This is a genomic window from Flavobacterium sp. HNIBRBA15423, assembly GCF_052655965.1.
The window spans coordinates 2,546,397-2,569,978 of the sequence record NZ_CP199751.1 but is presented as its reverse complement, the minus strand read 5'-3'; the positions used below and the strand labels follow the sequence as shown (position 1 = coordinate 2,569,978).

The window sequence follows — 23,582 nt, the reverse complement described above, 5'->3', positions numbered from 1 at the left end:
TCAAGGCATTTTTGTTATATATTATGTATTAGCTATTATTCGAATAAAACAGAACCATTAATAGCTACATCATTCCATGTTTTACTTACACCATCAGCTCCTTTGTGTAATTCAAAGCATGTTGTATTAATTGCTTTTATAGCTTCTTGTCCTCCAAAATCATCTAGATTAATAGTCGAATTCAAAGCAAATTTCTTGTTCTCATAAGTATACGGAACTTCTATTTGCTTAGTAACATCATTTAGAGTTAAAGTTAAAAAACATTTTCCATCTCTAAAGTTAAATGCACCACCTATCATTTCAGTGTTTTTTAAGGCAGCAAAGAAGATCGTTTTTAGTTTGTTATCTCTATCCTCATTGTTTGTAAATAAACTGCTCACAGGAATTGAAAAAGAAGCACCTTCTAAAACAGTTTCTGGAGTTTCACCAGTTTGTGTATTTTTTAGTTCTATTTCCTTAAAACTTCCACTTACAGCTACTTTTTCCGTTGTCTTGTATGCTGTCCAGCCTACTTTCGTAGAATCTGATATTATTTTTAAACCACTTACTTCTTCAGTTTTTACTTCCTCAACAGGAGTTTCAGTTTTTTCTTCTTTTTTACAACTTGTAGCTAAAAGAGCTATAGTAAACGCAAATACTGCTATTTTTTTCATTTAGTTTATATTTAATTCATACCAAAGATAGTTAGAAATTAATCTTTTTACAAAAGACAAATGTTAAAGATAAAAAATATTATGATGCTTTAAACCCAGCAAATAATGGTAATTATCAAAAGCTTATATTGTTAATGTGTCAGGCAGTAGAAAGAACTTTAAATATCTATTTAAATGCTTTACCAGATAATACAGAAGAGTATGATACAATTTCAAATATAGTCAATGTACCAAATTCTCCTTATGGTCAAGAATATATTAGTTTATTAGCAAGACAAGGAAAAATAGATGTTTACAAAGAAGGTAGAAACTGGCTTACTACAAAAAGAGCGATAAGCGATAGAAGATTATATGAACAATAGAAAAGATAATGATGTTAATATGTAATCGCTATCCTATTTAAAAAGTTTTTTTCTATAAGTTACTATAGATATAAATATTCCTAAAACTCCTATTGTTGCAAAAGAGTATCTCAGATTAGTAACTTCTGCAATGTAGCCAATTATAGGTGGTCCAATTAAAAAGCCTAAAAAACTAATACTTGAAATAAGGGTTAAAGCCGTTTCTGTAGCCACAGTTTTAATTTTACCAGCTTCGTTAAAAACAATTGGAACAACATTGGAAACACCAAAACCAACCAGCATAAATGCTACAGTACATGTTATAAGATAAGGTAGAATTACTGCTGTATATAAGCCTAGTGTTATAACGATACCGCTTAGAATCATTATTTTTTTCGAACCATATTTTTGAACCAAAAAGTCACTCAAAAACCGCCCAGTTGCCATTGTAATCATAAAAGAGGTGTAACCTAAAGTTACTAAAGTAGCAGGTGCCTGAACAATCTCTTTAAAATAAACACCACTCCAGTCAAACATTATACCTTCACTTGCCATACAACAAAAACTAATTAGTCCAAACCAGATTAAAACTTTATCAGGAAATTGAAAGATTGATTTTCTTTCTTTTGCTTTAATCTTAATAATTTTTGTTTTTACCAAATACTTAGAATTAAATGCTATTAAGAGGATTACAAAAATAAAAGCTATGATAAAATGAATAAACGGTGAAAAACCTAAATAAATCATTAATAATGAAACTAATGCGCCAAAAAAACCAGCCAAACTCCATGAACCATGAAAGAATCCCATTATTGGTCTTTCATATAATTGTTGAGTAACAACTCCTTGTGTATTACTAGCTATATTACAAACATTTCCAGAAACTCCAAAGAAAAATAATGCTAGTGCTAATTGCCAACTAGTAGTTGCTAATCCTAAAAATATTAAAAAGAAGGAATAAAATAATGTACCATAGATAGTTGTTTTTTGACTTCCAAATCGGGAAACAATTTTACCAGAAAAAGGCATAGCAATTAATTGACCAATTGGTAGGAAAAATAAGATTGACCCCAAATCGGCTTCACTTAAATGTAAAGAAAGTTTTAAATCAGGAATTCTACTTGCCCAAGTAGCGAAACAAAACCCTTTTCCAAAGAAAAATAGAGCCATTGCAATTCGAATCCGAAATAAATAATCGCTTTTTAATTTTCTAAACGATTTTTTGATTTTAGCTTTTGGTAAAATTTTTGAAAGGAAACTATAATCAATTAAAGGCATAAATTAGGGTTTGTCCTAACAAAATTAAGCCATTTTGTTGTTTCAAAATTGGTTTCGGACTAATTTCTATTAAGAATTATTCTTTTCTTAATAAATTAAGAATCAAATTGTAAAGCTCTTTTTTTTATACCATTATTTTTTGTTTTTTAAAATTGCCAAATTCTACATTTACTCTATATTTGCACCTTCAAAATTTAAGGAACAATTTTAAACTTTTAAACCTTAAACTTTTAAACTCAAGAAGATGATTACAGTAAACGACGTAGCAGTAGAATTTGGTGGAACAACTCTTTTTAGTGATGTAACTTTTGCCATTAATGAGACCGATAAAATTGCCCTTATGGGTAAGAATGGAGCAGGAAAATCTACTTTGTTAAAAATTGTTGCAGGTGAAAACAAACCTACTCGTGGCACAATTTCAGCTCCAAAAGAAGCAGTTATTGCTTATTTGCCTCAACATTTATTAGCTAATGATGATTGCACGGTTATGGAAGAAACATCAAAAGCGTTTGCTGAAGTTTTTAAAATGAAAGCTGAAATTGATGAAATCAACGAACAATTAACGATTCGTACTGATTACGAAAGTGATGCTTACATGAAACTGATTGAAAGAGTTTCTGAACTTTCTGAGAAATTCTATGCTATTGAAGAAGTAAATTATGAAGCTGAAGTTGAAAAAGTATTAAAAGGATTAGGTTTTGAAAGAGAAGATTTCAATAGACCAACCAAAGAATTTTCAGGTGGTTGGAGAATGCGAATTGAATTGGCTAAAATTTTATTAAAAAAACCTGATTTAATTTTGTTAGATGAGCCAACAAATCATTTGGATATGGATAGTATTCAATGGCTGGAAGATTTTTTAATTAATCAAGCAAAAGCGGTTATGGTAATTTCTCATGATAGAGCGTTTGTAGATAATATTACAAATCGTACCATTGAAGTAACAATGGGAAGGATTTATGATTATAAAGCAAAATATTCCCACTATTTAGAATTAAGAAAAGATAGAAGAGTTCACCAACAAAAAGCCTACGATGAGCAACAAAAGTTCATCGCAGATAATCAGGCATTTATTGATAGATTTAGAGGAACATTTTCTAAAACTGATGCCGTTCAATCTCGTGTTAGAATGCTAGAAAAGATTGTTCCCATTGAAATTGATGAAGTAGATACTTCAGCATTAAAGTTAAAATTTCCTCCTTCGGTTCGTTCTGGTCAATATCCTGTGGTGGTGAAAGATTTACATAAAAGTTATGGAGATCATGTAATTTTCAAAGATGCAAATATTGTTATTGAAAGAGGTCAAAAAGTAGCTTTTGTAGGAAAAAATGGAGAAGGAAAATCGACCATGATAAAAGCTATTATGAAGGAGATTGAAATCAATTCAGGAAGTGTTGAAATTGGTCACAATGCACAAATTGGTTATTTTGCTCAAAACCAAGCTTCATTATTAGATGGTGATGCTACTATTTTTGAAACTATTGATAGAATTGCTGTTGGAGACATTCGTACCCAAATTAAAAATATTTTAGGAGCATTTATGTTCCAAGGTGATGATATTCAAAAGAAAGTAAAAGTACTTTCGGGAGGAGAAAAAACACGTTTGGCAATGATAAAACTCTTATTAGAACCAGTCAATTTATTAATTTTAGATGAGCCTTCGAATCACCTAGATATGAAAACAAAAGACATTATCAAAGATGCTTTACGTGATTTTGATGGAACTTTAATTTTAGTATCACACGATAGAGATTTCTTAGATGGCTTAGCTACTAAAGTATTCGAATTTGGAAATAAAAGAGTAAAAGAACACTTTGAAGATTTAAAAGGTTTCTTAGAAATTAAAAAAATGGATTCTTTGAAGGAAATTGAGAGGTAGTATCTTTTTAGTCGTTAGTAAATAGTGATTAGTAAGTAGACTCAAAGTTGTTGTATGTCTTGATATAAAGTGACTTTTATGGTAAACATTTACTAGGGTACATACACGTTGTGTTTCACGGTTTTGTTTTTTGCAGGCTTGTATTATTTTTTCATCCATTACAATTAGTTACTTTGCTATATAGAGTACAAAAGTGGGTAAAAGGTTGGGAAAGCTTTAAAATATTTTTAAAAATAAAAAAAGGCATACGTTTTTTACTACATATACCTTTATATTTTTGTTTGTCTTTGAAATTATTCTTTAAAAACCATATCAATACACATTACAGCAGATAGAATTAAAGGTCTTAATTTATCATCACTAGGAATACTTTCGTTTATATTTAAAACATAATTATCTGCACTAGTAAAAAGTTCTTTTCCTATACCAGACCATTTTTTGGAAACAGTAGCAATTTCTTTTCCATGTTGGATAAATTTAAAATCCCAACCTGTCCATTTTCCTTGTAGAGTACATAAATGTTTGTCTTGGTTGTCATGCATCTCAAATTTTCCTCCAAAAGAGAAGAATTTTTGTTTAAAAACACCAATTAATCGATCTCCTTCATCAAAAACTTCTACATCAGATTTGAAAAAAGTAACACCTCTTTTTATACTAAGGATTTTTTTTCCTTGATTGTCACTAATAACAATGTGAAAAGGAGTCATTCTTTTATAATCTGTAAAACGAAATATTTTAGTAAAAAAACCTAAATTAGGTTCTCTACACGTCATCATCACACTTCCTGATTCTGGATTAAAAATGTCAAAATTGTTAGATGCTTTAAACATACCAACATGTTCTTTTACAAGAAATGTATTCTTGGATAAAATTGGATTCATTACTTATTTATTGTTAGTTTATAAATTTTTGATTCTAATAATTCAGTATCGTTGTCTTCGCAAAGCAGAAATTCTAATTGAGTTGTTGTTTCATTGTATAAAGTAATACCTTCAAACTTGTTGGTTTCTGAGATTAAGATAGTATTCTCTAGAGTTAGACCTTCAAGGTTTATCTTTCCTAAAAAAGTGCCTAATATTTCTCCATCTTCATAAGTCGAAATTGTATTTTCCACAGCAGCTAAAAAAAATATGGTTTCATTTACTAAAATAGCATCTGTAAAAGAAGCTTCTATATTATTTATTTTTGGTAGTGGTATTTTATGAAATTCTGGAGCTTTTTTTCCGAAATTATGAAATTTAAAAATTCCGTTTTGATTGTTTAAACCATTTCCTCTTTGAAATAGATATACAAAATCATTATAATTAAAAACACCTTCAATATTAAGTTGATTAGGTTTTAAATTAAATGTTTTCTCTAAATCGCTAAAATTTTTACTTTGATTGTAATTTGTTGAATTTTTATTTTCAAGGGAATATGAAATTACATTATTTCTATTTTCTGTTGAACCAGAACCAAAGATATACAAATCATTTTTATGTAAATATAGAGATTCAAAATCAGGTTTATCTTTTTTAGGAATATTTTCAGCAGGATTCTCTGTTAAAGCAATTTTAGTTAATTCATTCGATTCTATTTTATATTCATACAAATAAGTACTATTGTCAGAAATTAAATAAAGTAAATCATTGTGGTATAAAAGTCCAGAAGCTGAACCAATACCCATAATTTGAAAAAATAATTGTAACTGAAATTTTTCCATTTTAGAATGATAATTTTTTAAGGTTTCAAAAATACATTTATCTTTATAAATAAAACTGAATAAAATGAAGAATATTGATTGTGCTAAGTTAAAAGTTACAAACCCAATAGAATTGAAAAAAATACCCACTTTTATTGATGTAGCTACTTCAGAAAAAAAGAAAGAAAAAGAACTTCAAAAAAATAGAGAAAAACTAAGCAAACTTCAAGATAAAATGTATGCACATAACAAATATGGTGTATTAATTTGTCTACAAGGAATGGATACAGCAGGAAAAGACAGTCTCATTCGTGAAGTTTTTAAAGAATTTAATGCACGTGGAGTAGTAGTACATAGTTTTAAAACTCCTAATTCAACGGAACTAGAACACGATTATTTATGGAGACATTATTTAGCTTTGCCAGAAAAAGGGAAGTTTTCTGTGTTTAATAGAACACATTATGAAAATGTATTGGTTACAAGAGTGCATCCTAATTATATTTTGAATGAGAACATTCCAGGAATTAATTCGGTTGAAGATATTACTGAAGCATTTTGGGAAAATCGATTTAAAAGTATTAATGCTTTTGAAGAGCATATTGCTGCTAATGGTGTAATCATTTTAAAGTTCTATTTACATTTAAGTAAAGAAGAACAAAGACAACGTTTATTGAGAAGATTAGAAACGGAAAAACACAATTGGAAATTTTCTCCAGGTGATTTAAAAGAGCGCGAACTTTGGGATGCTTATCAAAAATGTTATGAAGAAGCAATTAATAAAACCTCAAAAGAACATGCTCCTTGGTATGTTGTGCCTGCTGATAATAAAGAAACTTGTCGTTATCTGGTTGCTAAAACCATTTTAGAAACACTTGAAAAATATACAGATATAAAAGAACCAGAATTAGAAAATGAGGTAAAAGAAAATATTAAAATGTATCACGATAAGTTAGCTTCTGAGAAATAGTTTTTTGGAGCGAATGACTTGGTTCTTTTTTGTTATCAGTTTTCCTGCTGTACACTATATCTTTTACAAGCTGAAAGCTTGTAAAAGGATGTCGTTCCCATCAGGGCTATTATGTTATGGTATTGTATTTTAGTAAAATTAAATTAGTTTAACGGCTTCCATCTGATATCTAATATCATTATCTTATCTTTGCAGACAAATTTGCAAAAAATGACACTGTCTACTTACACGAAGGAGTTTTCTTATAACTTAAAATTAGCTTATCCTATTATTTTAGGAATGTTAGGCCATACAGTTGTAGGTATTGTTGATAATATTATGGTAGGGAAATTAGGAGCAACTGAATTAGCTGCTGTTTCACTTGGAAATAGTTTTATTTTTATTGCCATGTCATTAGGAATAGGTTTTTCCACAGCAATAACGCCATTAGTTGCAGAAGCAGATGGAAAAGGAAATGTAGAAAAAGGTAGAAGTGCTTTTCATCATGGTTTGTATTTGTGTACCATTTTAGGAATTATCTTATTTGGAATTATTTATTTTTCAAAACCGCTAATTACTTTTATGGGACAACCATCCAACGTGGTGGAATTAGCAAAACCTTATCTAGATATTGTTGCTTTTTCATTGATTCCATTAATCATGTTTCAGGCTTATAAGCAATTTGCAGATGGCATGAGTGAAACGAAATATTCCATGTGGGCAACTATTTTGGGTAACATTACAAATGTAGTTTTAAATTATTTATTAATTTATGGAGTTTGGATTTTTCCAGAATTAGGAATTGTTGGTGCAGCCATTGGAACTATTGCTTCACGTTTTGTAATGTTAGGTTATATGCATTACATGATGAATTTAAAAAAGAAATTTCATCCTTATTTTAAGGGTTTTTCATTAAAAGAAATTAAGCGAGAAGTCAATTTAAAAATCATCAAGCTAGGAACACCTTCAGCTATGCAAATGTTTTTTGAAGTGGCATTGTTTACAGGAGCAATATGGCTTTCTGGAAGTTTAGGAACTACAAGTCAAGCGGCTAATCAGGTAGCATTAAGTTTAGCTTCTTTTACCTTTATGTTTGCAATGGGATTGAGTGTGGCAGCAATGATTCGTGTGGGTAATCAAAAAGGATTAGAAGACTATACAAAGTTAAGATTAGTAGCTTTTTCAATTTTTTTATTAACTATAATTTTGGAAATTATTTTTGCTTTAATTTTTGTAATTTTTCACGATTATTTTCCATTATTATTTTTAAAGCAAAATGATATTTTAGGTAATCCAATTTTTGAAAATATTGAAGCAGCAGCAATAGCTTCTCAATTATTATTAGTAGCTGCTATTTTTCAAATTTCAGATGGAATACAAGTAGTTGTATTAGGAGCCTTGAGAGGTTTACAGGATGTAAAAATTCCTATGTATGTTACGTTTTTTGCTTATTGGATTGTAGGTTTTCCTATTTCTATTTATTTAGGTTTATATACAGATTTAAAAGCTGCAGGAATTTGGATAGGTTTGTTAGCAGGTTTAACAGCAGCAGCAGTTTTATTATTTATTCGTTTTAATATTGAAACTAAAAAGTTAATTAATAACAATTTCAAAAATCAATCTTAAAAATTTTAATTTTACCATTCATAATCAAATACAATAAAATGAATTTACCAAAATTTGTCATTGCAGACAATTCCGATTTCCCAGATGATATTTTCATCATCCATTTAGAATTTCCTCAGTTTATAATCAATTTAAAAGATGATGAAGTGGAGTTTTTAGAAGATATTGAAGATGAAGATGAGAAAGAATTAGAATCAGAGATGGAGCATTTAATTACGCTTGCAGGAGAATTTTATGATAGAGAAATGGAACGATATGAAGAGTAATTTTACTCTTCGTATCCATTTTTTATAGCATAAACGGCAAGACCTACTCTTGTTTTTAATTCTAATTTTTCAAATAGACTATCTCTATAATTTTCAACAGTTCTAGGACTACAGAACATTTTTTCCGCTATTTCTTTATAGGTCATTTCGGTAACGGTATATTTTAGAAATTCTTTTTCTCTATCAGATATTTTTATTTCATTTGAATGGCTATTGTTGTTATGTAAAGTTGAAAGAACTTTACTAGTAGCCCATTCTTGAAAATATTGTCCGTTTTTTAGAATTTTATGTAAAGCTTCTTCAAGTTCTTTTGGATGCGCATTTTTTAACATATATCCTTTGGCTCCATTTTTTATCATTTTAATTAAACTTTGTTCGTCATCTTGCATACTCAAAGCCATAATTAAAGTATTTGGGTAATCTTTTTTTAGCCAATTGGCAGTTTCAAATCCATCCATTATTGGCATACTAATATCAAGAAGAACTATATCAGGAATTGGATTTTGAGTTATTTTATCTTTAAATTCTAACCCATTTTCGCAAACATAAAGAACCTCAAATTCTTCAAAATTAGAGATGATGCTACTTAAAGCGTTTGCTATTAAAATGTGATCATCAACCACAACTATCGATTTTTTCATTTTGAAAGGGTATTTTTATAGTTAGTTTTGTGCCAGTATTTAAATGACTTTCTAAAGAATAAGTTCCTCCAATCATTGTTGCTCTTTTCTTCATATTAAGTAAACCTATTCCATTAGATTGATTTTGTGTAAAATCAAAACCTTCACCATCATCTTCTAATATCAATTCAATTGAATTATTGGCTTTTTTAAATGAAACAGTAATGTTCTTGCATTTTGAATGTTTAATACTATTCTGTAAAAACTCTTGTGTAATTCTTAATAAGATACTTTTAGTTTGGTAAACTGGAATATCAATTTTTGGAGTATATAAAAAATGAACAGTACATTTTTTTAATTCATTAATTTTTTTGCATTCGTCTTCAAGTAATTCATCAATGGGATTTTGTTCAATGCTATCATCAGTTAATGATTTAGATAATTGTCTTAATTCACTAAGAGATTCATTAATTATAGTGCTTATATTTTCAATATTTTCATTAATATGAGGTGCTTTGTTTTCATAAGCTAATTGCTGTGTATATAAACTAGCTAAAGTTAATTTCTGGCCAATATTATCATGAATTTCTCTTCCTATATATTGCATAGTTTGTGTTTGAATTTCTAACTGAGTAGTTAACAATTCTTGTTGGTGTTCTCTTTGTTGGTTTTGTAACTTATCATCATGTTCTTTCTTTTTTAATTTATATTGTTTGATGAAAACGATTATCCCAATAATAAACAAAATAAAAAAGAAATTAAAAATGATAATAGTTACTATGATTTCTGTTTTCCCCATATAAACGAAGCTGTAAATAATAAATACATAATACAATTAGAAATTAAAAAATAAAGATAATAGATATTCCAAATTTCAGGCTCTTTCAATAATAGATGATACAAGCTAAAAAAAGGTAATGTTCCAACATAAAATAGCATAATTCCAATGTTAATATAAAACATTTTATTTTCTTGGAATGTTAGTATATCATCATTTTGTATTTGCTTTTTAAATTCTAAAAAAACAAGTATCATTAGTAAAAACGAACCAATAGTATAATTGAATGAATAAACAATTTTTATTTTTTCAAAAAATGATTCAACTGGAATGAAAGATAAAAAGTATATAAATGAAAAACTATAAAATATTTTTTTGTTTTTTAATGATTGCATTGCATACAACCAATAAAAGAAAATGAATTCTATAGGAATTCCAATAAAAGCAAAATAATTTTCTTTTTTTAAATGGATAAATCGAAATAATATATCACCAAATTTTTCTATTAAAAACACATAGATAAGATAGATGATAAACCACTTCCAATAAGATTCTTTTACTTTTTTATAATATGCAATTGCTATTATAGCTGTCAAAAATTGAATCCATAATAGCAATGTACTTATTTCAGGTTGATATTGATACATATATTAAAAGCCTTCTACACCATTTGAAGTTGCTGGAGGAATTAAACTTCCGTGATTTTGTGCTCCAGTACTTAAATTCGAATTAGTATTAGAACGTTCTACTATACCAGATAAAGCAGATGTTTTGGTGTTAGTATTAGTATTAAAAGTGTAACCTGGACGATCAAATAAGCCACCTGAATAGGTAATTGGATCTAAGGGATTAAAATCATACATTTCACCTGAGCCATTTATATCTAATGTAGGTATCATAACCACTGTATGTAAATTTCCATATTGTTCTTTTTCATCATCACCTATGAATACATCTAAATCGGTATGCTTTTTCCAATTTTCACGATCAGGATAAGCTGCATAGTAAATGCGAATACCTAATTTTTCTTTAGTTATATTCATACTTTTTAACTCTTTTACTGTTGTTGCTTTATTAAGAGTAGTTTTTTCAATATGATAAATGAATTTTTTTAAGGTTTCTAATTCAAACCAGATTGAATGAGCGTCTTCCTTAGGTAAAAAGCGAGAACAAGTATTAATGTAATCTAATTGATTGCTTTGATATCCCTTTACCATTGTATGAATTAAATCTACAGATAATTCGTTCATGTTTTCTCCACTATAATCCATGCAAATTTTATTAGAGTTTGGTGAGGTTAGTGTTTTTTTAGGAGGAAACTTATAAATATAAGCTCCAAAGACAATTACTAATGCAATTAAAAGTCCAGTTGTCATAATGTTTGTTTTTAAGTTTATGAAATTACTTTTTTATTCATTACAAAGAAACAACTCTTAAAAATTTTTATTAAAAGTTGATAAACGCTTTTTATTAGGGTTAAATAACCTTTTTTTTAAGCTTTTGTGGATTATGTATGTTTAAAATGACTAGGTGAAAAAAAATAAAAAGAAAATTGGGTAATGATTTTGGAAATCCTACACTTAATTAATAGGAGAGATGTTATAAATAATTTAATGGATCAAATAAGGTAACATTTAACTTGTCTTATTGATATAATAATAGAACGAATTATAAAAATACATGTACGTGCACATACATGTTTGGGAGTAAACCCTATAATCCGATTAGTTCACGTAACGAAATAAACAATATTAATTTTAAAAATTTTAATCATGAAAAAACTTAAATTCTCAGGAAAATTAAACCTGAACAAAGAAACAGTGGCTAAATTAAGTCAGGATCAAATGAAAGAAGTTAATGGAGGAGCATTACCATCAAATTATGAAAATGGAGGAGGTTCTATGGCATGGGCTGTTGGGACTCATAATACCTGTCATTGTGAAGGCTTTAGTTGTGTTGAAGGTATACCTTCGAGATTAAACTATGGTAAATAAATTATTTGATTTTTATTAGAAAGTCAGATAATGGGAGGCTGATATTTGTATTAGCCTCTTTTACTCTTAATTAAGAATTATGTTACAGAAAGTCAAAGATTCGGTTTTTTTACTTCAAACGAAATTACAATTGCTGAAAGAATCAGAATATAATTTGTATTATACTCATGGAGGATTTTTGTTGTTTCATTATTTGTATGTTAAATTAGAATTAACAGAAATGAATCAGAGTATTTTTGAAAATAAACTAATTGACTTTTTAGAACATTTTCAAGAATCTAAAAAAGTTACTTTTAGTGAAGGAATTCCAGGAAATATTTGGTTGTTAAATTATTTAATTGAAATGAATTTAATTGAAAATTTATTACCAACTATTAAAGAAGAAGTTAAAGATTTATTGTTTTTAAATAGCAAGAATTTTAACCAAATTACTAATTATGATTTTCTGCATGGCTCATTAGGGCTTTTATTTGTAGCAAATAGTTGTGAAAAATTATTAGGCAAAAAATTTGTTGCAAACTTAACAACAGATTTTTTGAAAGGATTGAAATCTAATAATAAAGGAAATTATTATGATAATTGGATGAGTCTTTTTGAAGTTAACAAAGTTATTGCTGATAATACTGATATTAATTTAAGTTTATCTCATGGTTTGCCATCAGTAGTAATTATTTTATCTAAAATTAATATTCCAGAAAGTAAAGAAATCGTTGGAAATATTTTAAAATTAATCAAATCCTATAAATCCACAACAGCTACACTTTCTCTATATCCTAGTGTTGTAAAAGTGGGTTATGAAATTGAATATAGATCAAGATTAGCTTGGTGTTATGGGGATATTGGTGTGGCATTTGCTTTTTGGCAAGCTGGAAAGATATTTAATAATGAAGAATGGAAAGAAGAAGCTATTCAAATAATGTTGCATACTTCAAAGAGAAGAAATTTAAAAGAAAACTTAGTTGTTGATGCAGCTTTATGTCATGGCACATCTGGATTAGCTCATATCTTTAATAGATTTTATAAAGAAACTGGAATTCAAGAATTTGATAAAACACGTTGGTATTGGTTAGAACAAACATTTATAAAATTGGAAGGAGAAAATAATCTAGAAAATTTCAAATCATTTCATGGAATAAAAGGATGGTGTCTAGATGTTAGTTTATTAGATGGAACAACAGGAATAGGATTAGCAATGTTAGGGTTCTTAACAGAGGATATAGAAGATTTGAATTGGGACAAATGTTTATTATTAAGTTAGAAAATTATGAAATTTTTACCACAATTTATATTTAGAACACCATTAATTCCAGTTAATAAAAAAACGGATGATTCAGTGTTTTCCGAAGCATTATATATATCAACACCTGTTTTACATGATGAATATAAAAAGCATTGCGTTAAGCCAATTGAAACGGAAAAAGAATTAAAAAAATTAGAAGTATCTTTATATAAATATCAGTCTAGAGCTAGTCAACGTTGTACACCTTTTGGGTTATTTGCTGGATTAGGCATAGGAGAATGGCAAAATGAAAGTAGAATTTTGTTAAACTCAAATTTGGAAGAAACATTAATTCGTAGTACACGATTAGATATGAACGTACTGAATTTATTAGTACAAGAATTAACCAAATTAGAAAATATAAAAAAGCATTTAAAGTTTTCTCCAAACACAAGTATTTACCAAGTAGGAGAAAATTACAGATATATTGAATATTATTACATAAATACCAAACGATTTCATAAAATTTGTAAAGTAGATTATTCAGAGTATTTAGAATATATTTTAAAACAATCAAGTAAAGGATTAACTGTTGAAGCGTTAATTAATTTACTTATTAATGACGAAATAACTCAAGATGAAGCCTTAAGTTTTGTACAAGAGTTAATAGAATCTCAAATTTTGGTTAGTGAACTAGAACCAACTATAACTGGAATAAACCATTTCGATTCTGTCTTTAATAAATTAAAAGAAATATATACTAAAAATGGAGATTCTAATTTATTACAGATAATAAACATTTTGACTACTGTGGATTATTCCATCAAAAAAATAGATAAAAATATTCTAAATGAAGTTGAATCATATAAAAAAATCCATGAACAACTAAAGGTAGTGTTGCCCAATTTAAGTGAAACCAACCTATTTCAAACTGATTTATACAAACAAACAATACAATCACAGATAGACATAAAAATCCAAGAGCAATTAAAAGACACTTTACAATTTTTAAATAAAATTACTCCAGTAATAGTTAATGAAAAATTAGAAAGTTTCAAAAAACGTTTTCATGACCGTTTTGAAGATGATGCTATACCTTTATTAGTAGCGCTTGATGTAGAAACAGGAATAGGATATCTAGAAACAACATATGATGGAATTAATGATTTAATTGAAGATATTCCATATCAAGTTAGAAACCAAGAAAGCCAACTAAAATGGAATTTATTGCAATCTTGTTTACTTCAACTATTAACAAAAAGTAGAGAAGAAAAGAAAAAATGTATCCAAATTTCGGAAGAAGATTTCCCTACTATAGATTTTTCAAATGATAATTTGCCTTCTTCATTTTCAGCAATGTTTAAACTATTAGATGCCAATGCAAATAGAATATATATAAATGGAGCAGGAGGAAGTAGTGCTATTAATCTATTGGGAAGATTTGCTGAAGGAAATGAAATGTTAAATGAAATAGTAAATTCAATCTCAAAATTTGAACAAGAACAGTTTCCAAATAAAATTCTTGCTGAAATAGTGCATTTGCCAGAAAGTAGAACAGGTAATATTTTAGCTAGACCAGCTTTTAGAAAATACGAAATACCCTATTTAGCAAAAAGTGCTGTTGCTCATGATTTTCAGATAAAAATGGAAGATCTTTATATAAAAATAAGAAACAATAAGGTCATATTATTTGATAAAAGGTTGCAAAAAGAAATCATTCCTCGTCTAGGAAACGCTCATAATTTTGGATTTAATAGTTTGCCAGCTTATCATTTTCTATGTGATTTGCAAACGCAATATTTCTCAAAATCTTACATAGGATTTCACTGGGGTATACTCTCTAATCAATTTGATTTTTTACCAAGAGTGGAATACAAAAACACAATTTTAAGTGCTGCTAAATGGCAACTTAAAGAAAAAGAGTTAGAACCATTTAAAGATAAAAAAAGAACAACTGCTGAAAAACATAAATACTTTTTTAAACTCAAAGAAAGAATAGAACTTCCAGATGTTTTCTTAATAGTTCAAAGTGATAATGAATTATTAATAGATACAAAAAATCCAATTGCGATAGATACTTTTATTGATATCATTAAAAAGAATAAAGAATTAATAGTAGAAGAATATTTATTTACTAGCGAAAATGCATTAGTAAAAGATACCAATAATGAAATGTATACAAATGAATGTATTGCAATCATTTTAAATGAACAAAAAGAAAATCATCCCATTGAAAATGATTTCCAGTTGAAGTTTAATACAAAACAGCAATTTTCAATTGGAAGTGAATGGCTTTATTATAAAATATACTGCGGAGCAAAAACAGCCGATTATATATTAACAGAAAAAATAAAAAAAATTACCGAAAAACTGTTAGAAGAGAAAATAATTGATCAATGGTTTTTTATACGATATTCAGACCCAGAAACTCATTTAAGGTTTAGATTGCATATTACAGATTTAAATAAATATGGTCACATTTTGCAATATATTAATGCAGAATTGGAACCACTTGTCAATCAAAAGAGTATTTCAAAAATTCAAAACGACACTTATAAACGTGAGTTAGATAGATATGGAGATACTACTATGGAACTTGCTGAAAAGTTTTTTTATGCTGATAGTAAATTTGTTGTAGGAATGTTAGACTTACTTGATACAGAAAGCGGTGGAGCTATTCGATGGCAAATGGCAATTCGGTCGGTAGATGCTTTTTTAGACGATTTTGGGTTTAATTTAAATCAAAAGTATGAGCTTATTGATACATTTAGTACTTCATTTTTTAAAGAACATGGAGGACATCAAACCTTAAAAGTAGCATTAAATATCAAGTATAGGAATCTTAGAAATCAGATGGATAAAATTTTAGAGGAAGTAAATGAAGAAGAAGATTTTTATCCAATTATTGAACTGATAGAAACAAGGAGCTTATTAAACATGAAATTAATCAAGCAATTAAGACAATTTGAAAAAGAAAATCAATTACAAGTAAGTATAACTAATTTAGTAGCTAGTTTATTACACATGAATTTAGATAGATTATTTATGGGAAGAAACAGAACCAATGAATTTGTTGTTTACGAATTGTTATCAAGACATTACAAAGGACAATTAGCAAGAAAAAAATATGCAGTTAAAAAACAATTAGCATAATTATTTATAATAGTGTTCTAATAAAATTTTAGCAGCTGCAAAAGGTGAAATTTCATTGTTTTGTACTGCTTTTTTATTTAATTCTAATAATTTTATAATTTCAGGATGATTATAAAAATTAGATTTCAATTGTTCATTAATTGTTTCCATCATCCAAAACTGATTTTGTTCTTGTCTTTTTGTCTGGAAAAAATCATTCATTTTTACCATTTCAAAATAATCCGAAATAATTTGCCAAACGCTAGCAATACCTTCTTTTGTAATAGCACTACAAGTAGTTACTTTTGGAATCCAACCACTTTTTTTGGCAGGAAATAAATGTAAAGCTCTATTAAATTCGGTTTTGGCTAGCTTCGCTTTAGCAACATTATCGCCATCTGCTTTGTTAATAACAATGGTATCAGCCATTTCCATAATACCTCTTTTAATACCTTGCAGTTCATCACCAGCTCCTGCAATTTTAAGTAATAAAAAGAAATCAACCATGCTGTGAACTGCGGTTTCACTTTGACCAACACCAACAGTCTCTATAATAATAGTATCAAAACCACAAGCTTCACATAAAATAATAGCTTCACGTGTTTTTCTTGCAACACCACCTAAACTATCACCAGAAGCACTTGGTCGAATAAAAGCATTTTCATCTTTAACCAATTCTTCCATTCTAGTTTTATCCCCTAAAATACTTCCGTGGCTAATAGAAGAACTTGGGTCAACTGCTAAAACAGCGACTTTTTTTCCTAAAGAAGTTAGATATTTACCAAAAGCTTCTATAAAAGTACTTTTCCCAACACCTGGAACACCTGTTATTCCTATTCGGACAGATTGATTAGCGTAAGGCAAGCAACCTTGAATAACTTCATTTGCTTTAGCCAAATGCTCCGTATTTGTACTCTCAATTAATGTAATAGCTCTACTCAAAGCAATTTTGTCTCCAGATTTAATAGCAGTTATTAATTCAGTAGCAGAAGGTTGTTTTTTTCTAAACTGCTGAATGTTTTTAGCTACCGAACTACTCACCGAATCTGGTGGGTTAACACCATTAATTTCTGATAAAGCCGATTTGTTTTTTGAAGTTGCCAATAGGAATAAGTCTTTGTGTAAAAGTACAATTTTTTTGAAAAAAAACGAGTTTCAAGTTAATAATCAAATAATGCTTTTACCTTTGTGTTTTTTAGTGAAAAGTATGGACAATATTGTTTTATTATTTATTTGTATGTTTATAGGAGTAGCTTTTCAGTTTGTAAAAGCCTTTCCCAAAAATATGCACATTTCTCTAAATCAATTTGTTATTTATGTGTCTTTGCCAGCTTTAGGTTTATATTATATCCCAAAAATTGAAATTTCAACTGCTTTACTGTATCCTTTAGGAATTGCTTGGTTAGGTTTTGGTTTGTCATTTTTATTCTTTTATTCATTAGGAAAATATTATGGTTGGTCTAAAAAATTAACGGGTTGTTTAATCATAACCGCTGGTTTAGGAAATACTTCATTTGTAGGATTTCCAGTAATTGAAGCTTTGTATGGGAGCAATGGATTAGAAACTGCAATTATAGTAGATCAACCAGGTTCATTTGTTGTAATGGCAACTTTAGGAATTATTGTAGCTACTTTATTTTCAAGAGAAACGTTAAGTGCTAAAGCAATGGTATTAAAGATAGCATTTTTTCCTCCCTTTATTGCTTTTTCAATTGCTTTAGTAATGAATTTTATTACTCTAGATTTTCCTGTTTTACTTCAAAATGTGTTCCAAAGAATTGGAGATACTGTTACACCAATAGCTTTAGTAGCTGTTGGGTTACAATTAAAAATCGAAAGAAGAAGTAAACATTGGAAATTCCTAGGTTTAGGATTATTTTTTAAGTTACTAATTACACCATTGTTTTTTTATATTTTATATCTAAAAATTTTTAAAGCTTCAGGAGTAATGATAGATGTCTCTATAATGGAAGCGGCTATGGCACCTATGATTACAGGAGTGATTTTAGCTTCTAGTTATGGTTTAAAACCAAAATTAGGCAGCATGATGATAGGAATAGGAATTCCGTTGTCGTTTTTAACTTTGGCTTTTTGGTATTTGATTCTCAACACAGTTTAATATATAAATTATTTTTTATGTCTTTAAGTGCAAAAATAGTTACACTACTTTCAAATATATCTGGTTCCTCATTTGTCTTTACAGATGAAGAAACGAGAAAAAATTATGGTCATGATGAAACCGAAGATTATAATTTCCCTCCAAATGTAGTAGTAAAACCAGCAACAGTCGAAGAAGTTTCGGCTATAATGAAATTGGCAAACGAACATAAAATTCCAGTTACTCCAATTGGTGCTCGAACGGGTTTAAGTGGTGGAGCCTTGAGTATTTATGGAGGAATAGGACTTTCTATGGAACGATTTAATACAATTATAAACATAGATGAGCAAAATCTTCAAGTAATAGTTGAACCAGGAGTAATAACACAGGTTTTAAAAGATGCCGTAGCTGAAAAAGGGTTGTTTTATCCTGTCGATCCAAGTAGTATGGGAAGCTGTTGGATAGGAGGAAATATTGCAGAAAATTCGGGTGGAGCTAGAGCTGTAAAATATGGGGTAACTAAAGATTATGTATTAAATTTAGAAGTAGTTTTACCCACAGGCGAAATTATTTGGACAGGAGCAAATACCTTAAAAAATTCAACTGGTTATAATTTGACCCAACTAATGGTTGGAAGCGAAGGAACACTTGGAATTATTACTAAAATAGTATTAAAATTAATTCCTAAAGTGAATTATAATGTACTAATGTTAGTTCCGTTTTATAAATCGGAACAAGCTTGTGAAGCAGTTTCTGCTATTTTTAGAGCAGGAATTGTACCAAGTGCTTTGGAATTTATGGAAAGGGATGCGATAGATTGGACAATGAAATATGTTGATGGCGTGAGTGTGGTTATTAAAGACGAAATTCAAGCTCATTTATTAATAGAAGTAGATGGTAATTATACGGAGGTTTTGTTTCAAGAAGCAGAAAAAATTACAGAAGTATTAGAACAATTTGAAATTGATGAGGTGTTATTTGCCGATTCTGAAGACCAAAAAAATGCATTATGGAAATTACGTAGGGCAGTTGGTGAAGCTGTAAAATCAAATTCTGTTTATAAAGAAGAGGATACAGTTGTACCAAGGTATGAATTACCAACTTTATTAAAAGGTGTTAAAGATGCAGGAGACAAATATGGATTTAAAACAATCTGTTATGGTCATGCTGGTGATGGAAATTTACATATTAATATTGTAAAAGGTAATATGATAGATGAAAATTGGATAACTGAGGTACCAAAAGGAATTATTGAAATATTTGAATTAACAGTAAGATTAAAAGGAACACTTTCAGGCGAACACGGAATTGGTTATGTTCAGAAAGATTTTATGCCACTTGCTTTTAGTAAAATGGAATTAGAATTAATGAAAGGTATTAAACGATTATTTGACCCCAATAATATTATGAATCCTGGAAAAATACTTCCAAATAGTTAACACAATAAAAAATACCGTTTTTAAATTTAAAAACGGTATTTTTTTATTTATAAACAATCAGCATAATTACTAATTGCAACTGAACACTAATAGTATTAAAAATTAAAACTGCTCTCTTCCAGCAAAATGGAAAGCACCTTCAATAGCAGCATTTTCATCAGAATCTGAACCATGAACTGCATTTTCTCCAATAGATTTTGCATATTTCTTACGAATAGTTCCTTCAGCAGCATCAGCAGGATTAGTAGCACCAATTAATGTTCTAAAATCTTCAACTGCATTCTCTTTTTCTAAGATAGCAGCAACAATAGGTCCTCTTGACATAAATTCTACTAATTCACCATAGAAAGGTCTTTCACTGTGTACTGCATAAAATTTCTGAGCATCTGCAACAGTTAATTGTGTTAATTTTAAAGAAATAATTTTAAAACCACCTTCAGTAATCATGTTTAAAATACCACCAATATGTCCGTTTTCAACAGCATCTGGTTTAATCATTGTAAAAGTTCTATTCGTTGCCATAACGTTTATCTATTTTTTTAAATTTGGTGCAAAAGTAGTCTTTTTGTTATTAGTTTAAAAGGATTTATAAAAACTATTTGTTTTTTTATCTTCTATCAATTTTAAAAAGATTAAAGTTTTCTCATTAAAAAGCAATATTCAAAATTGTGAATATCTATTTGCGAAATAGTAACGTTTATTTTTGTTTAAAAATTATCTTTGGCATCCTTAAAAAAATAGAATTATGAGTGCAATTTGGTATGAATGTAAAGTAAAATATAGAAAAATTGATGAGAATGGAGTTCAAAAAGTTACAACAGAACCGTACTTAGTAGATGCAATTTCTTATACAGAAGCTGAAAGAAGAATTAATGAAGAAATGGCAGCTTATGTAAGTGAAGAATTTAAGATTACCAATATAAAATTTGCAAATTATGCAGAAATTCATCCTTTTGAAAATGCAGATCGTTGGTTCAAATCCAAAGTTTCGTTGGTAGCTTATGATGAAGAAAGTGGAAAAGAAAGAAAAACGAGTATTTATTTATTGGTACAAGCCAATGATGTAAAAGAGGCCTATGACAATACCATTCATGCCATGAAAAACACTATGGGTGATTACACTATTCCTGCTATTTCAGAATCACCAATAATGGATGTTTTTCCATATTTTAGTGGAGAAGAAGGAGCTATGGAACAATTAGAAAAATTCAATGCTATTAAAGCATCTAAGTTGGAAGTGAATGAAATGGAAGATCCATTAGATATTGAAGAAGTTGATACCGAAGTTATTATGGAAGAAGATATGGAGATGTAAAATAAGTTTTTAAAACACAACCTCATTTAAAAGAAATAAATGAGGTTGTGTTTATAATAATTTTGTAAAGAATAATAATACGTGTTTTTATTTTTCTTTTCTTTTAAAGTTATAAATAGTTTCACTTACCGTAAACCAGCAGAAGTAGAAAATACCCACAGAGAAAATAATATCACCAATCATACGTAACCATTTTAAGGTTTGCACTGTTGGTGAATATAACAAATCTGAATCTCTTGCAAAAGAATATCCTTTTGTTATCGACGCATAAGCTTGAATAATACCAATTGGAAGCAAACTGAAAATCACCATTGCAACAAGTCCGATGTTTAAACACCAAAAAGCTCTTTTTAGCTTTGTACTTTCCCAAGCACGGTCTGAATAGAAGCGTAAGCAGATAAGGATAAATCCCATTCCTAACATTCCATAAACTCCAAATAAAGCAGTGTGGGCATGAACCGCTGTTGTGTTTAATCCTTGAATATAATACAATGCAATAGGCGGATTAATTAAGAAACCAAAAACTCCAGCACCTACAAAATTCCAAAACGCAACTGCTATAAAGAAAAAGATAGGCCATTTGTATTTTTGCATCCATGCTTTACTTTTTAAGAGATTCCAGTTTTCTCTAATTTCAAAACCCATTAAAGTAAGCGGAACTACTTCCAAAGCACTAAATGTGGCACCTAAAGCAATGGCTTGTATCGGTGTTCCAGAAAAATATAAATGATGTAATGTTCCAATAATTCCACCCGCTAAAAAAATTGTTGCAGAAGCAATAGAAACTCTTCCAGCAGTTTTTGTTGAAATAATTTTCATTCGAGAGAAAATGAAAGCAATAACTACAGTAGCAAATACTTCAAAGAAACCTTCTACCCATAAATGTACCAACCACCATCTCCAGTAATTGATTACTGGTAAACTACTGTTTTCTCCATACATTAGTCCAGAAAAGAAGAACATACCAATTGCCATTACAGATACTAATAAGATAATCAATAAGTCTTTTGATTCGTCATTTTTGCGAATACCATAAAGAATATGACGACTTACCATAATTACCCAAAGCACTAATCCAACCGCAAGGAATAATTGCCAAAAACGACCTAAATCCATATATTCATACCCTTGGTGACCAAAGAAGAAATTGGTAGTTAAATCTAAAAATTGATGTACACCAAGCCATTCTCCTAACATAGAACCTAAAACAATAATTAATAAGGCTACAAAAAGGAAGTTAATTCCAAAAACTTGGTATTTCATTTCTTTACCTGAAATCATTGGAGCTAAAAATAAACCTGTCGCTAACCAAGTCGCTGCAATCCAAAATACTGCTAATTGTGTGTGCCAAGTTCGAGAAATAGAATAGGGAAGATAATTTGCCAAGTCAAAGCCAAAGAACGCTTGACCTTCCACAGTGTAATGTACTGTGATTATTCCTAAGATAACTTGTAAGCCAATTAATAATGAAATCACAATAAAGTACTTCAAAATTGCTTTTTGTGAAGGAAATAATTTCAAATTTGTTAACGGATCACTTTCAGGTTTATCGATTAAATCTCCTTTTTCATGATTTAATAAATAATAATAAGTAAGTATTCCAATGAAGAGCAATAACAAAACGATTGATAATCCTGACCAAATTATCGAATCATCAGTAATATTGTTATCAATTAATGGTTCGTGTGGCCAATTGGAAGTATAGGTATAGTCGTGATTAGGTCGATTAGTACTTGCTGCCCAAGACGTCCAGAAAAGAAAAGCATTCAATTGTGCTAACTTTTCTTTGTCAACTAATGCTCCTTTTGGAATAGCATATTCGGTTTTTCCTTCAGAGAATATTTTTGTATAATGTTTTATATTACTTTGAATGGCTTCATAACGTTCTTGTGATATGGTAATAGTATTCGTGGAAGCATCAAAAGTATTCGTTTTAATATGTTGAATTAACCTTGCTTTTAAAGCAGCTTTTTTTTCAGTATCTAGTTGGTCATACGGCATGTTAAAATTATTTTTAGCCCAAGCATCTAGCATAAAAACTGCTTCTTTATGAATCCAATCTGCTGTCCAATCTGGAGCCACATAACTGCCATGTCCCCATATTGAACCCACTTCCATACCACCAATAGATTCCCAAACGTTTTGACCTATCTGTATATCTTCTTTGGTGTAAACCACTTCCTTAGAGTTTTTTATTACTACTATTTCAGGAATAGGAGGTTGGGTTTGATAGATTTCTGTTCCCACCCAAATTAGTGCAATGAAGGATAGTACAACAACACTAATAAATGCAAGCCATATTTTTTTCATTTTCTTC

22 protein-coding genes are annotated in these 23,582 nt (G+C 29.0%); 11 read left to right on the top strand and 11 right to left on the bottom strand.

Annotation, left to right across the window (positions count from 1 at the left end):
- Positions 1-35: 35 nt before the first annotated feature.
- Positions 36-653: a YceI family protein gene (locus tag ACULEV_RS11540; RefSeq protein WP_445455210.1), complete on the bottom strand. Its 618-nt coding sequence runs from the start codon at positions 651-653 to the stop codon at positions 36-38.
- A 134-nt stretch (positions 654-787) separates the two neighbouring features.
- On the opposite strand from ACULEV_RS11540, the gene ACULEV_RS11535 reads away from it, so the two are divergent.
- The gene (locus ACULEV_RS11535) at positions 788-1,015 is read left to right on the top strand and encodes a hypothetical protein (protein WP_445455209.1); all 228 of its coding nucleotides are present in this window, start codon (positions 788-790) and stop codon (positions 1,013-1,015) included.
- A 33-nt stretch (positions 1,016-1,048) separates the two neighbouring features.
- Here ACULEV_RS11535 and ACULEV_RS11530 read toward each other — a convergent pair whose 3' ends face one another.
- Positions 1,049-2,272 (bottom strand): MFS transporter, encoded by a 1,224-nt coding sequence (locus tag ACULEV_RS11530; RefSeq protein ID WP_445455208.1) that lies wholly within the window; start codon positions 2,270-2,272, stop codon positions 1,049-1,051.
- A 244-nt stretch (positions 2,273-2,516) separates the two neighbouring features.
- Between ACULEV_RS11530 and ACULEV_RS11525 the strand changes: the two genes are divergently transcribed.
- Entirely contained in the window at positions 2,517-4,151 is a 1,635-nt protein-coding gene (locus ACULEV_RS11525; RefSeq protein ID WP_445455207.1) for an ABC-F family ATP-binding cassette domain-containing protein, read from the top strand.
- Between the two features lie 293 nt (positions 4,152-4,444).
- Here the strand turns inward: ACULEV_RS11525 and ACULEV_RS11520 are convergent, their stop codons facing one another.
- Both ACULEV_RS11520 and ACULEV_RS11515 read right to left on the bottom strand, forming a co-directional pair.
- Positions 4,445-5,032: an LURP-one-related family protein gene (locus tag ACULEV_RS11520; protein ID WP_445455206.1), complete on the bottom strand. Its 588-nt coding sequence runs from the start codon at positions 5,030-5,032 to the stop codon at positions 4,445-4,447.
- Positions 5,032-5,853: a DUF6929 family protein gene (locus ACULEV_RS11515; RefSeq protein ID WP_445455205.1), complete on the bottom strand. Its 822-nt coding sequence runs from the start codon at positions 5,851-5,853 to the stop codon at positions 5,032-5,034. Before ACULEV_RS11515 ends, ACULEV_RS11520 begins: the two co-directional genes overlap by 1 nt.
- Before the next feature lie 64 nt (positions 5,854-5,917).
- On the opposite strand from ACULEV_RS11515, the gene ACULEV_RS11510 reads away from it, so the two are divergent.
- From ACULEV_RS11510 to ACULEV_RS11500, 3 genes are all read left to right on the top strand, one after another.
- A complete protein-coding gene (locus ACULEV_RS11510) occupies positions 5,918-6,799 on the top strand; it encodes a PPK2 family polyphosphate kinase (protein WP_445455204.1) in 882 nt (293 codons plus the stop codon).
- A gap of 210 nt (positions 6,800-7,009) precedes the next feature.
- Positions 7,010-8,404 carry an MATE family efflux transporter gene (locus ACULEV_RS11505; protein WP_445455203.1) on the top strand — a complete coding sequence of 465 codons (1,395 nt, stop codon included), beginning with the start codon at positions 7,010-7,012 and terminating at the stop codon, positions 8,402-8,404.
- Between the two features lie 38 nt (positions 8,405-8,442).
- Positions 8,443-8,670, top strand: a complete 228-nt coding sequence (locus tag ACULEV_RS11500; protein WP_445455202.1) for a hypothetical protein — start codon at positions 8,443-8,445, stop codon at positions 8,668-8,670.
- 2 nt (positions 8,671-8,672) lie between these two features.
- Here ACULEV_RS11500 and ACULEV_RS11495 read toward each other — a convergent pair whose 3' ends face one another.
- Genes ACULEV_RS11495 through ACULEV_RS11480 form a run of 4 tightly spaced genes read right to left on the bottom strand, consistent with a single transcriptional unit; the run spans position 8,673 to position 11,444 of the window.
- Positions 8,673-9,311: a response regulator gene (locus ACULEV_RS11495; protein ID WP_445455201.1), complete on the bottom strand. Its 639-nt coding sequence runs from the start codon at positions 9,309-9,311 to the stop codon at positions 8,673-8,675.
- On the bottom strand, positions 9,286-10,089 hold the full coding sequence (locus tag ACULEV_RS11490) for a sensor histidine kinase (protein ID WP_445455200.1): 804 nt from the start codon (positions 10,087-10,089) through the stop codon (positions 9,286-9,288). The genes ACULEV_RS11495 and ACULEV_RS11490 overlap by 26 nt, the downstream gene beginning before the upstream one ends.
- Positions 10,068-10,715 (bottom strand): hypothetical protein, encoded by a 648-nt coding sequence (locus ACULEV_RS11485; protein ID WP_445455199.1) that lies wholly within the window; start codon positions 10,713-10,715, stop codon positions 10,068-10,070. The genes ACULEV_RS11490 and ACULEV_RS11485 overlap by 22 nt, the downstream gene beginning before the upstream one ends.
- A gap of 3 nt (positions 10,716-10,718) precedes the next feature.
- A complete protein-coding gene (locus ACULEV_RS11480) occupies positions 10,719-11,444 on the bottom strand; it encodes a hypothetical protein (RefSeq protein ID WP_445455198.1) in 726 nt (241 codons plus the stop codon).
- A 396-nt stretch (positions 11,445-11,840) separates the two neighbouring features.
- On the opposite strand from ACULEV_RS11480, the gene ACULEV_RS11475 reads away from it, so the two are divergent.
- From ACULEV_RS11475 to ACULEV_RS11465, 3 genes are all read left to right on the top strand, one after another.
- The gene (locus tag ACULEV_RS11475) at positions 11,841-12,062 is read left to right on the top strand and encodes a class I lanthipeptide (protein ID WP_445455197.1); all 222 of its coding nucleotides are present in this window, start codon (positions 11,841-11,843) and stop codon (positions 12,060-12,062) included.
- Between the two features lie 79 nt (positions 12,063-12,141).
- Complete coding sequence (locus ACULEV_RS11470; protein WP_445455196.1) at positions 12,142-13,320, top strand: lanthionine synthetase C family protein; 1,179 nt, start codon at positions 12,142-12,144, stop codon at positions 13,318-13,320.
- Positions 13,321-13,326: 6 nt separating this feature from the next.
- The gene (locus ACULEV_RS11465) at positions 13,327-16,434 is read left to right on the top strand and encodes a lantibiotic dehydratase (RefSeq protein ID WP_445455195.1); all 3,108 of its coding nucleotides are present in this window, start codon (positions 13,327-13,329) and stop codon (positions 16,432-16,434) included.
- Here ACULEV_RS11465 and meaB read toward each other — a convergent pair whose 3' ends face one another.
- Complete coding sequence (gene meaB / locus ACULEV_RS11460; RefSeq protein ID WP_445455194.1) at positions 16,435-17,517, bottom strand: methylmalonyl Co-A mutase-associated GTPase MeaB; 1,083 nt, start codon at positions 17,515-17,517, stop codon at positions 16,435-16,437. It lies immediately after the preceding gene.
- A gap of 103 nt (positions 17,518-17,620) precedes the next feature.
- Here meaB and ACULEV_RS11455 point away from each other — a divergent pair, with 103 nt between their 5' ends.
- Both ACULEV_RS11455 and ACULEV_RS11450 read left to right on the top strand, forming a co-directional pair.
- A complete protein-coding gene (locus ACULEV_RS11455; protein WP_445455193.1) occupies positions 17,621-18,532 on the top strand; it encodes an AEC family transporter in 912 nt (303 codons plus the stop codon).
- Positions 18,533-18,549: 17 nt separating this feature from the next.
- Positions 18,550-19,950, top strand: coding sequence for an FAD-binding oxidoreductase (locus ACULEV_RS11450; protein WP_445455192.1), 1,401 nt, complete (start codon positions 18,550-18,552; stop codon positions 19,948-19,950).
- Positions 19,951-20,052: 102 nt separating this feature from the next.
- Here ACULEV_RS11450 and ACULEV_RS11445 read toward each other — a convergent pair whose 3' ends face one another.
- Positions 20,053-20,472 (bottom strand): nucleoside-diphosphate kinase, encoded by a 420-nt coding sequence (locus ACULEV_RS11445; protein ID WP_445455191.1) that lies wholly within the window; start codon positions 20,470-20,472, stop codon positions 20,053-20,055.
- Positions 20,473-20,695: 223 nt separating this feature from the next.
- Between ACULEV_RS11445 and ACULEV_RS11440 the strand changes: the two genes are divergently transcribed.
- A complete protein-coding gene (locus ACULEV_RS11440) occupies positions 20,696-21,265 on the top strand; it encodes a DUF4494 domain-containing protein (protein ID WP_445455190.1) in 570 nt (189 codons plus the stop codon).
- A gap of 87 nt (positions 21,266-21,352) precedes the next feature.
- On the opposite strand, the gene ACULEV_RS11435 is transcribed toward ACULEV_RS11440, so the two are convergent.
- On the bottom strand, positions 21,353-23,575 hold the full coding sequence (locus tag ACULEV_RS11435) for a nitric-oxide reductase large subunit (protein WP_445455189.1): 2,223 nt from the start codon (positions 23,573-23,575) through the stop codon (positions 21,353-21,355).
- Positions 23,576-23,582: the final 7 nt, after the last annotated feature.

What these genes read in the sequence shown, in the direction of transcription:
- ACULEV_RS11540 (WP_445455210.1), bottom strand. Translation starts at nt 653, where the DNA reads ATGAAAAAAATAGCAGTATTTGCGTTTACTATAGCTCTTTTAGCTACA.
- ACULEV_RS11535 (WP_445455209.1), top strand. Translation starts at nt 788, where the DNA reads ATGTGTCAGGCAGTAGAAAGAACTTTAAATATCTATTTAAATGCTTTA.
- ACULEV_RS11530 (WP_445455208.1), bottom strand. Translation starts at nt 2,272, where the DNA reads ATGCCTTTAATTGATTATAGTTTCCTTTCAAAAATTTTACCAAAAGCT.
- ACULEV_RS11525 (WP_445455207.1), top strand. Translation starts at nt 2,517, where the DNA reads ATGATTACAGTAAACGACGTAGCAGTAGAATTTGGTGGAACAACTCTT.
- ACULEV_RS11520 (WP_445455206.1), bottom strand. Translation starts at nt 5,032, where the DNA reads ATGAATCCAATTTTATCCAAGAATACATTTCTTGTAAAAGAACATGTT.
- ACULEV_RS11515 (WP_445455205.1), bottom strand. Translation starts at nt 5,853, where the DNA reads ATGGAAAAATTTCAGTTACAATTATTTTTTCAAATTATGGGTATTGGT.
- ACULEV_RS11510 (WP_445455204.1), top strand. Translation starts at nt 5,918, where the DNA reads ATGAAGAATATTGATTGTGCTAAGTTAAAAGTTACAAACCCAATAGAA.
- ACULEV_RS11505 (WP_445455203.1), top strand. Translation starts at nt 7,010, where the DNA reads ATGACACTGTCTACTTACACGAAGGAGTTTTCTTATAACTTAAAATTA.
- ACULEV_RS11500 (WP_445455202.1), top strand. Translation starts at nt 8,443, where the DNA reads ATGAATTTACCAAAATTTGTCATTGCAGACAATTCCGATTTCCCAGAT.
- ACULEV_RS11495 (WP_445455201.1), bottom strand. Translation starts at nt 9,311, where the DNA reads ATGAAAAAATCGATAGTTGTGGTTGATGATCACATTTTAATAGCAAAC.
- ACULEV_RS11490 (WP_445455200.1), bottom strand. Translation starts at nt 10,089, where the DNA reads ATGGGGAAAACAGAAATCATAGTAACTATTATCATTTTTAATTTCTTT.
- ACULEV_RS11485 (WP_445455199.1), bottom strand. Translation starts at nt 10,715, where the DNA reads ATGTATCAATATCAACCTGAAATAAGTACATTGCTATTATGGATTCAA.
- ACULEV_RS11480 (WP_445455198.1), bottom strand. Translation starts at nt 11,444, where the DNA reads ATGACAACTGGACTTTTAATTGCATTAGTAATTGTCTTTGGAGCTTAT.
- ACULEV_RS11475 (WP_445455197.1), top strand. Translation starts at nt 11,841, where the DNA reads ATGAAAAAACTTAAATTCTCAGGAAAATTAAACCTGAACAAAGAAACA.
- ACULEV_RS11470 (WP_445455196.1), top strand. Translation starts at nt 12,142, where the DNA reads ATGTTACAGAAAGTCAAAGATTCGGTTTTTTTACTTCAAACGAAATTA.
- ACULEV_RS11465 (WP_445455195.1), top strand. Translation starts at nt 13,327, where the DNA reads ATGAAATTTTTACCACAATTTATATTTAGAACACCATTAATTCCAGTT.
- ACULEV_RS11455 (WP_445455193.1), top strand. Translation starts at nt 17,621, where the DNA reads ATGGACAATATTGTTTTATTATTTATTTGTATGTTTATAGGAGTAGCT.
- ACULEV_RS11450 (WP_445455192.1), top strand. Translation starts at nt 18,550, where the DNA reads ATGTCTTTAAGTGCAAAAATAGTTACACTACTTTCAAATATATCTGGT.
- ACULEV_RS11445 (WP_445455191.1), bottom strand. Translation starts at nt 20,472, where the DNA reads ATGGCAACGAATAGAACTTTTACAATGATTAAACCAGATGCTGTTGAA.
- ACULEV_RS11440 (WP_445455190.1), top strand. Translation starts at nt 20,696, where the DNA reads ATGAGTGCAATTTGGTATGAATGTAAAGTAAAATATAGAAAAATTGAT.
- ACULEV_RS11435 (WP_445455189.1), bottom strand. Translation starts at nt 23,575, where the DNA reads ATGAAAAAAATATGGCTTGCATTTATTAGTGTTGTTGTACTATCCTTC.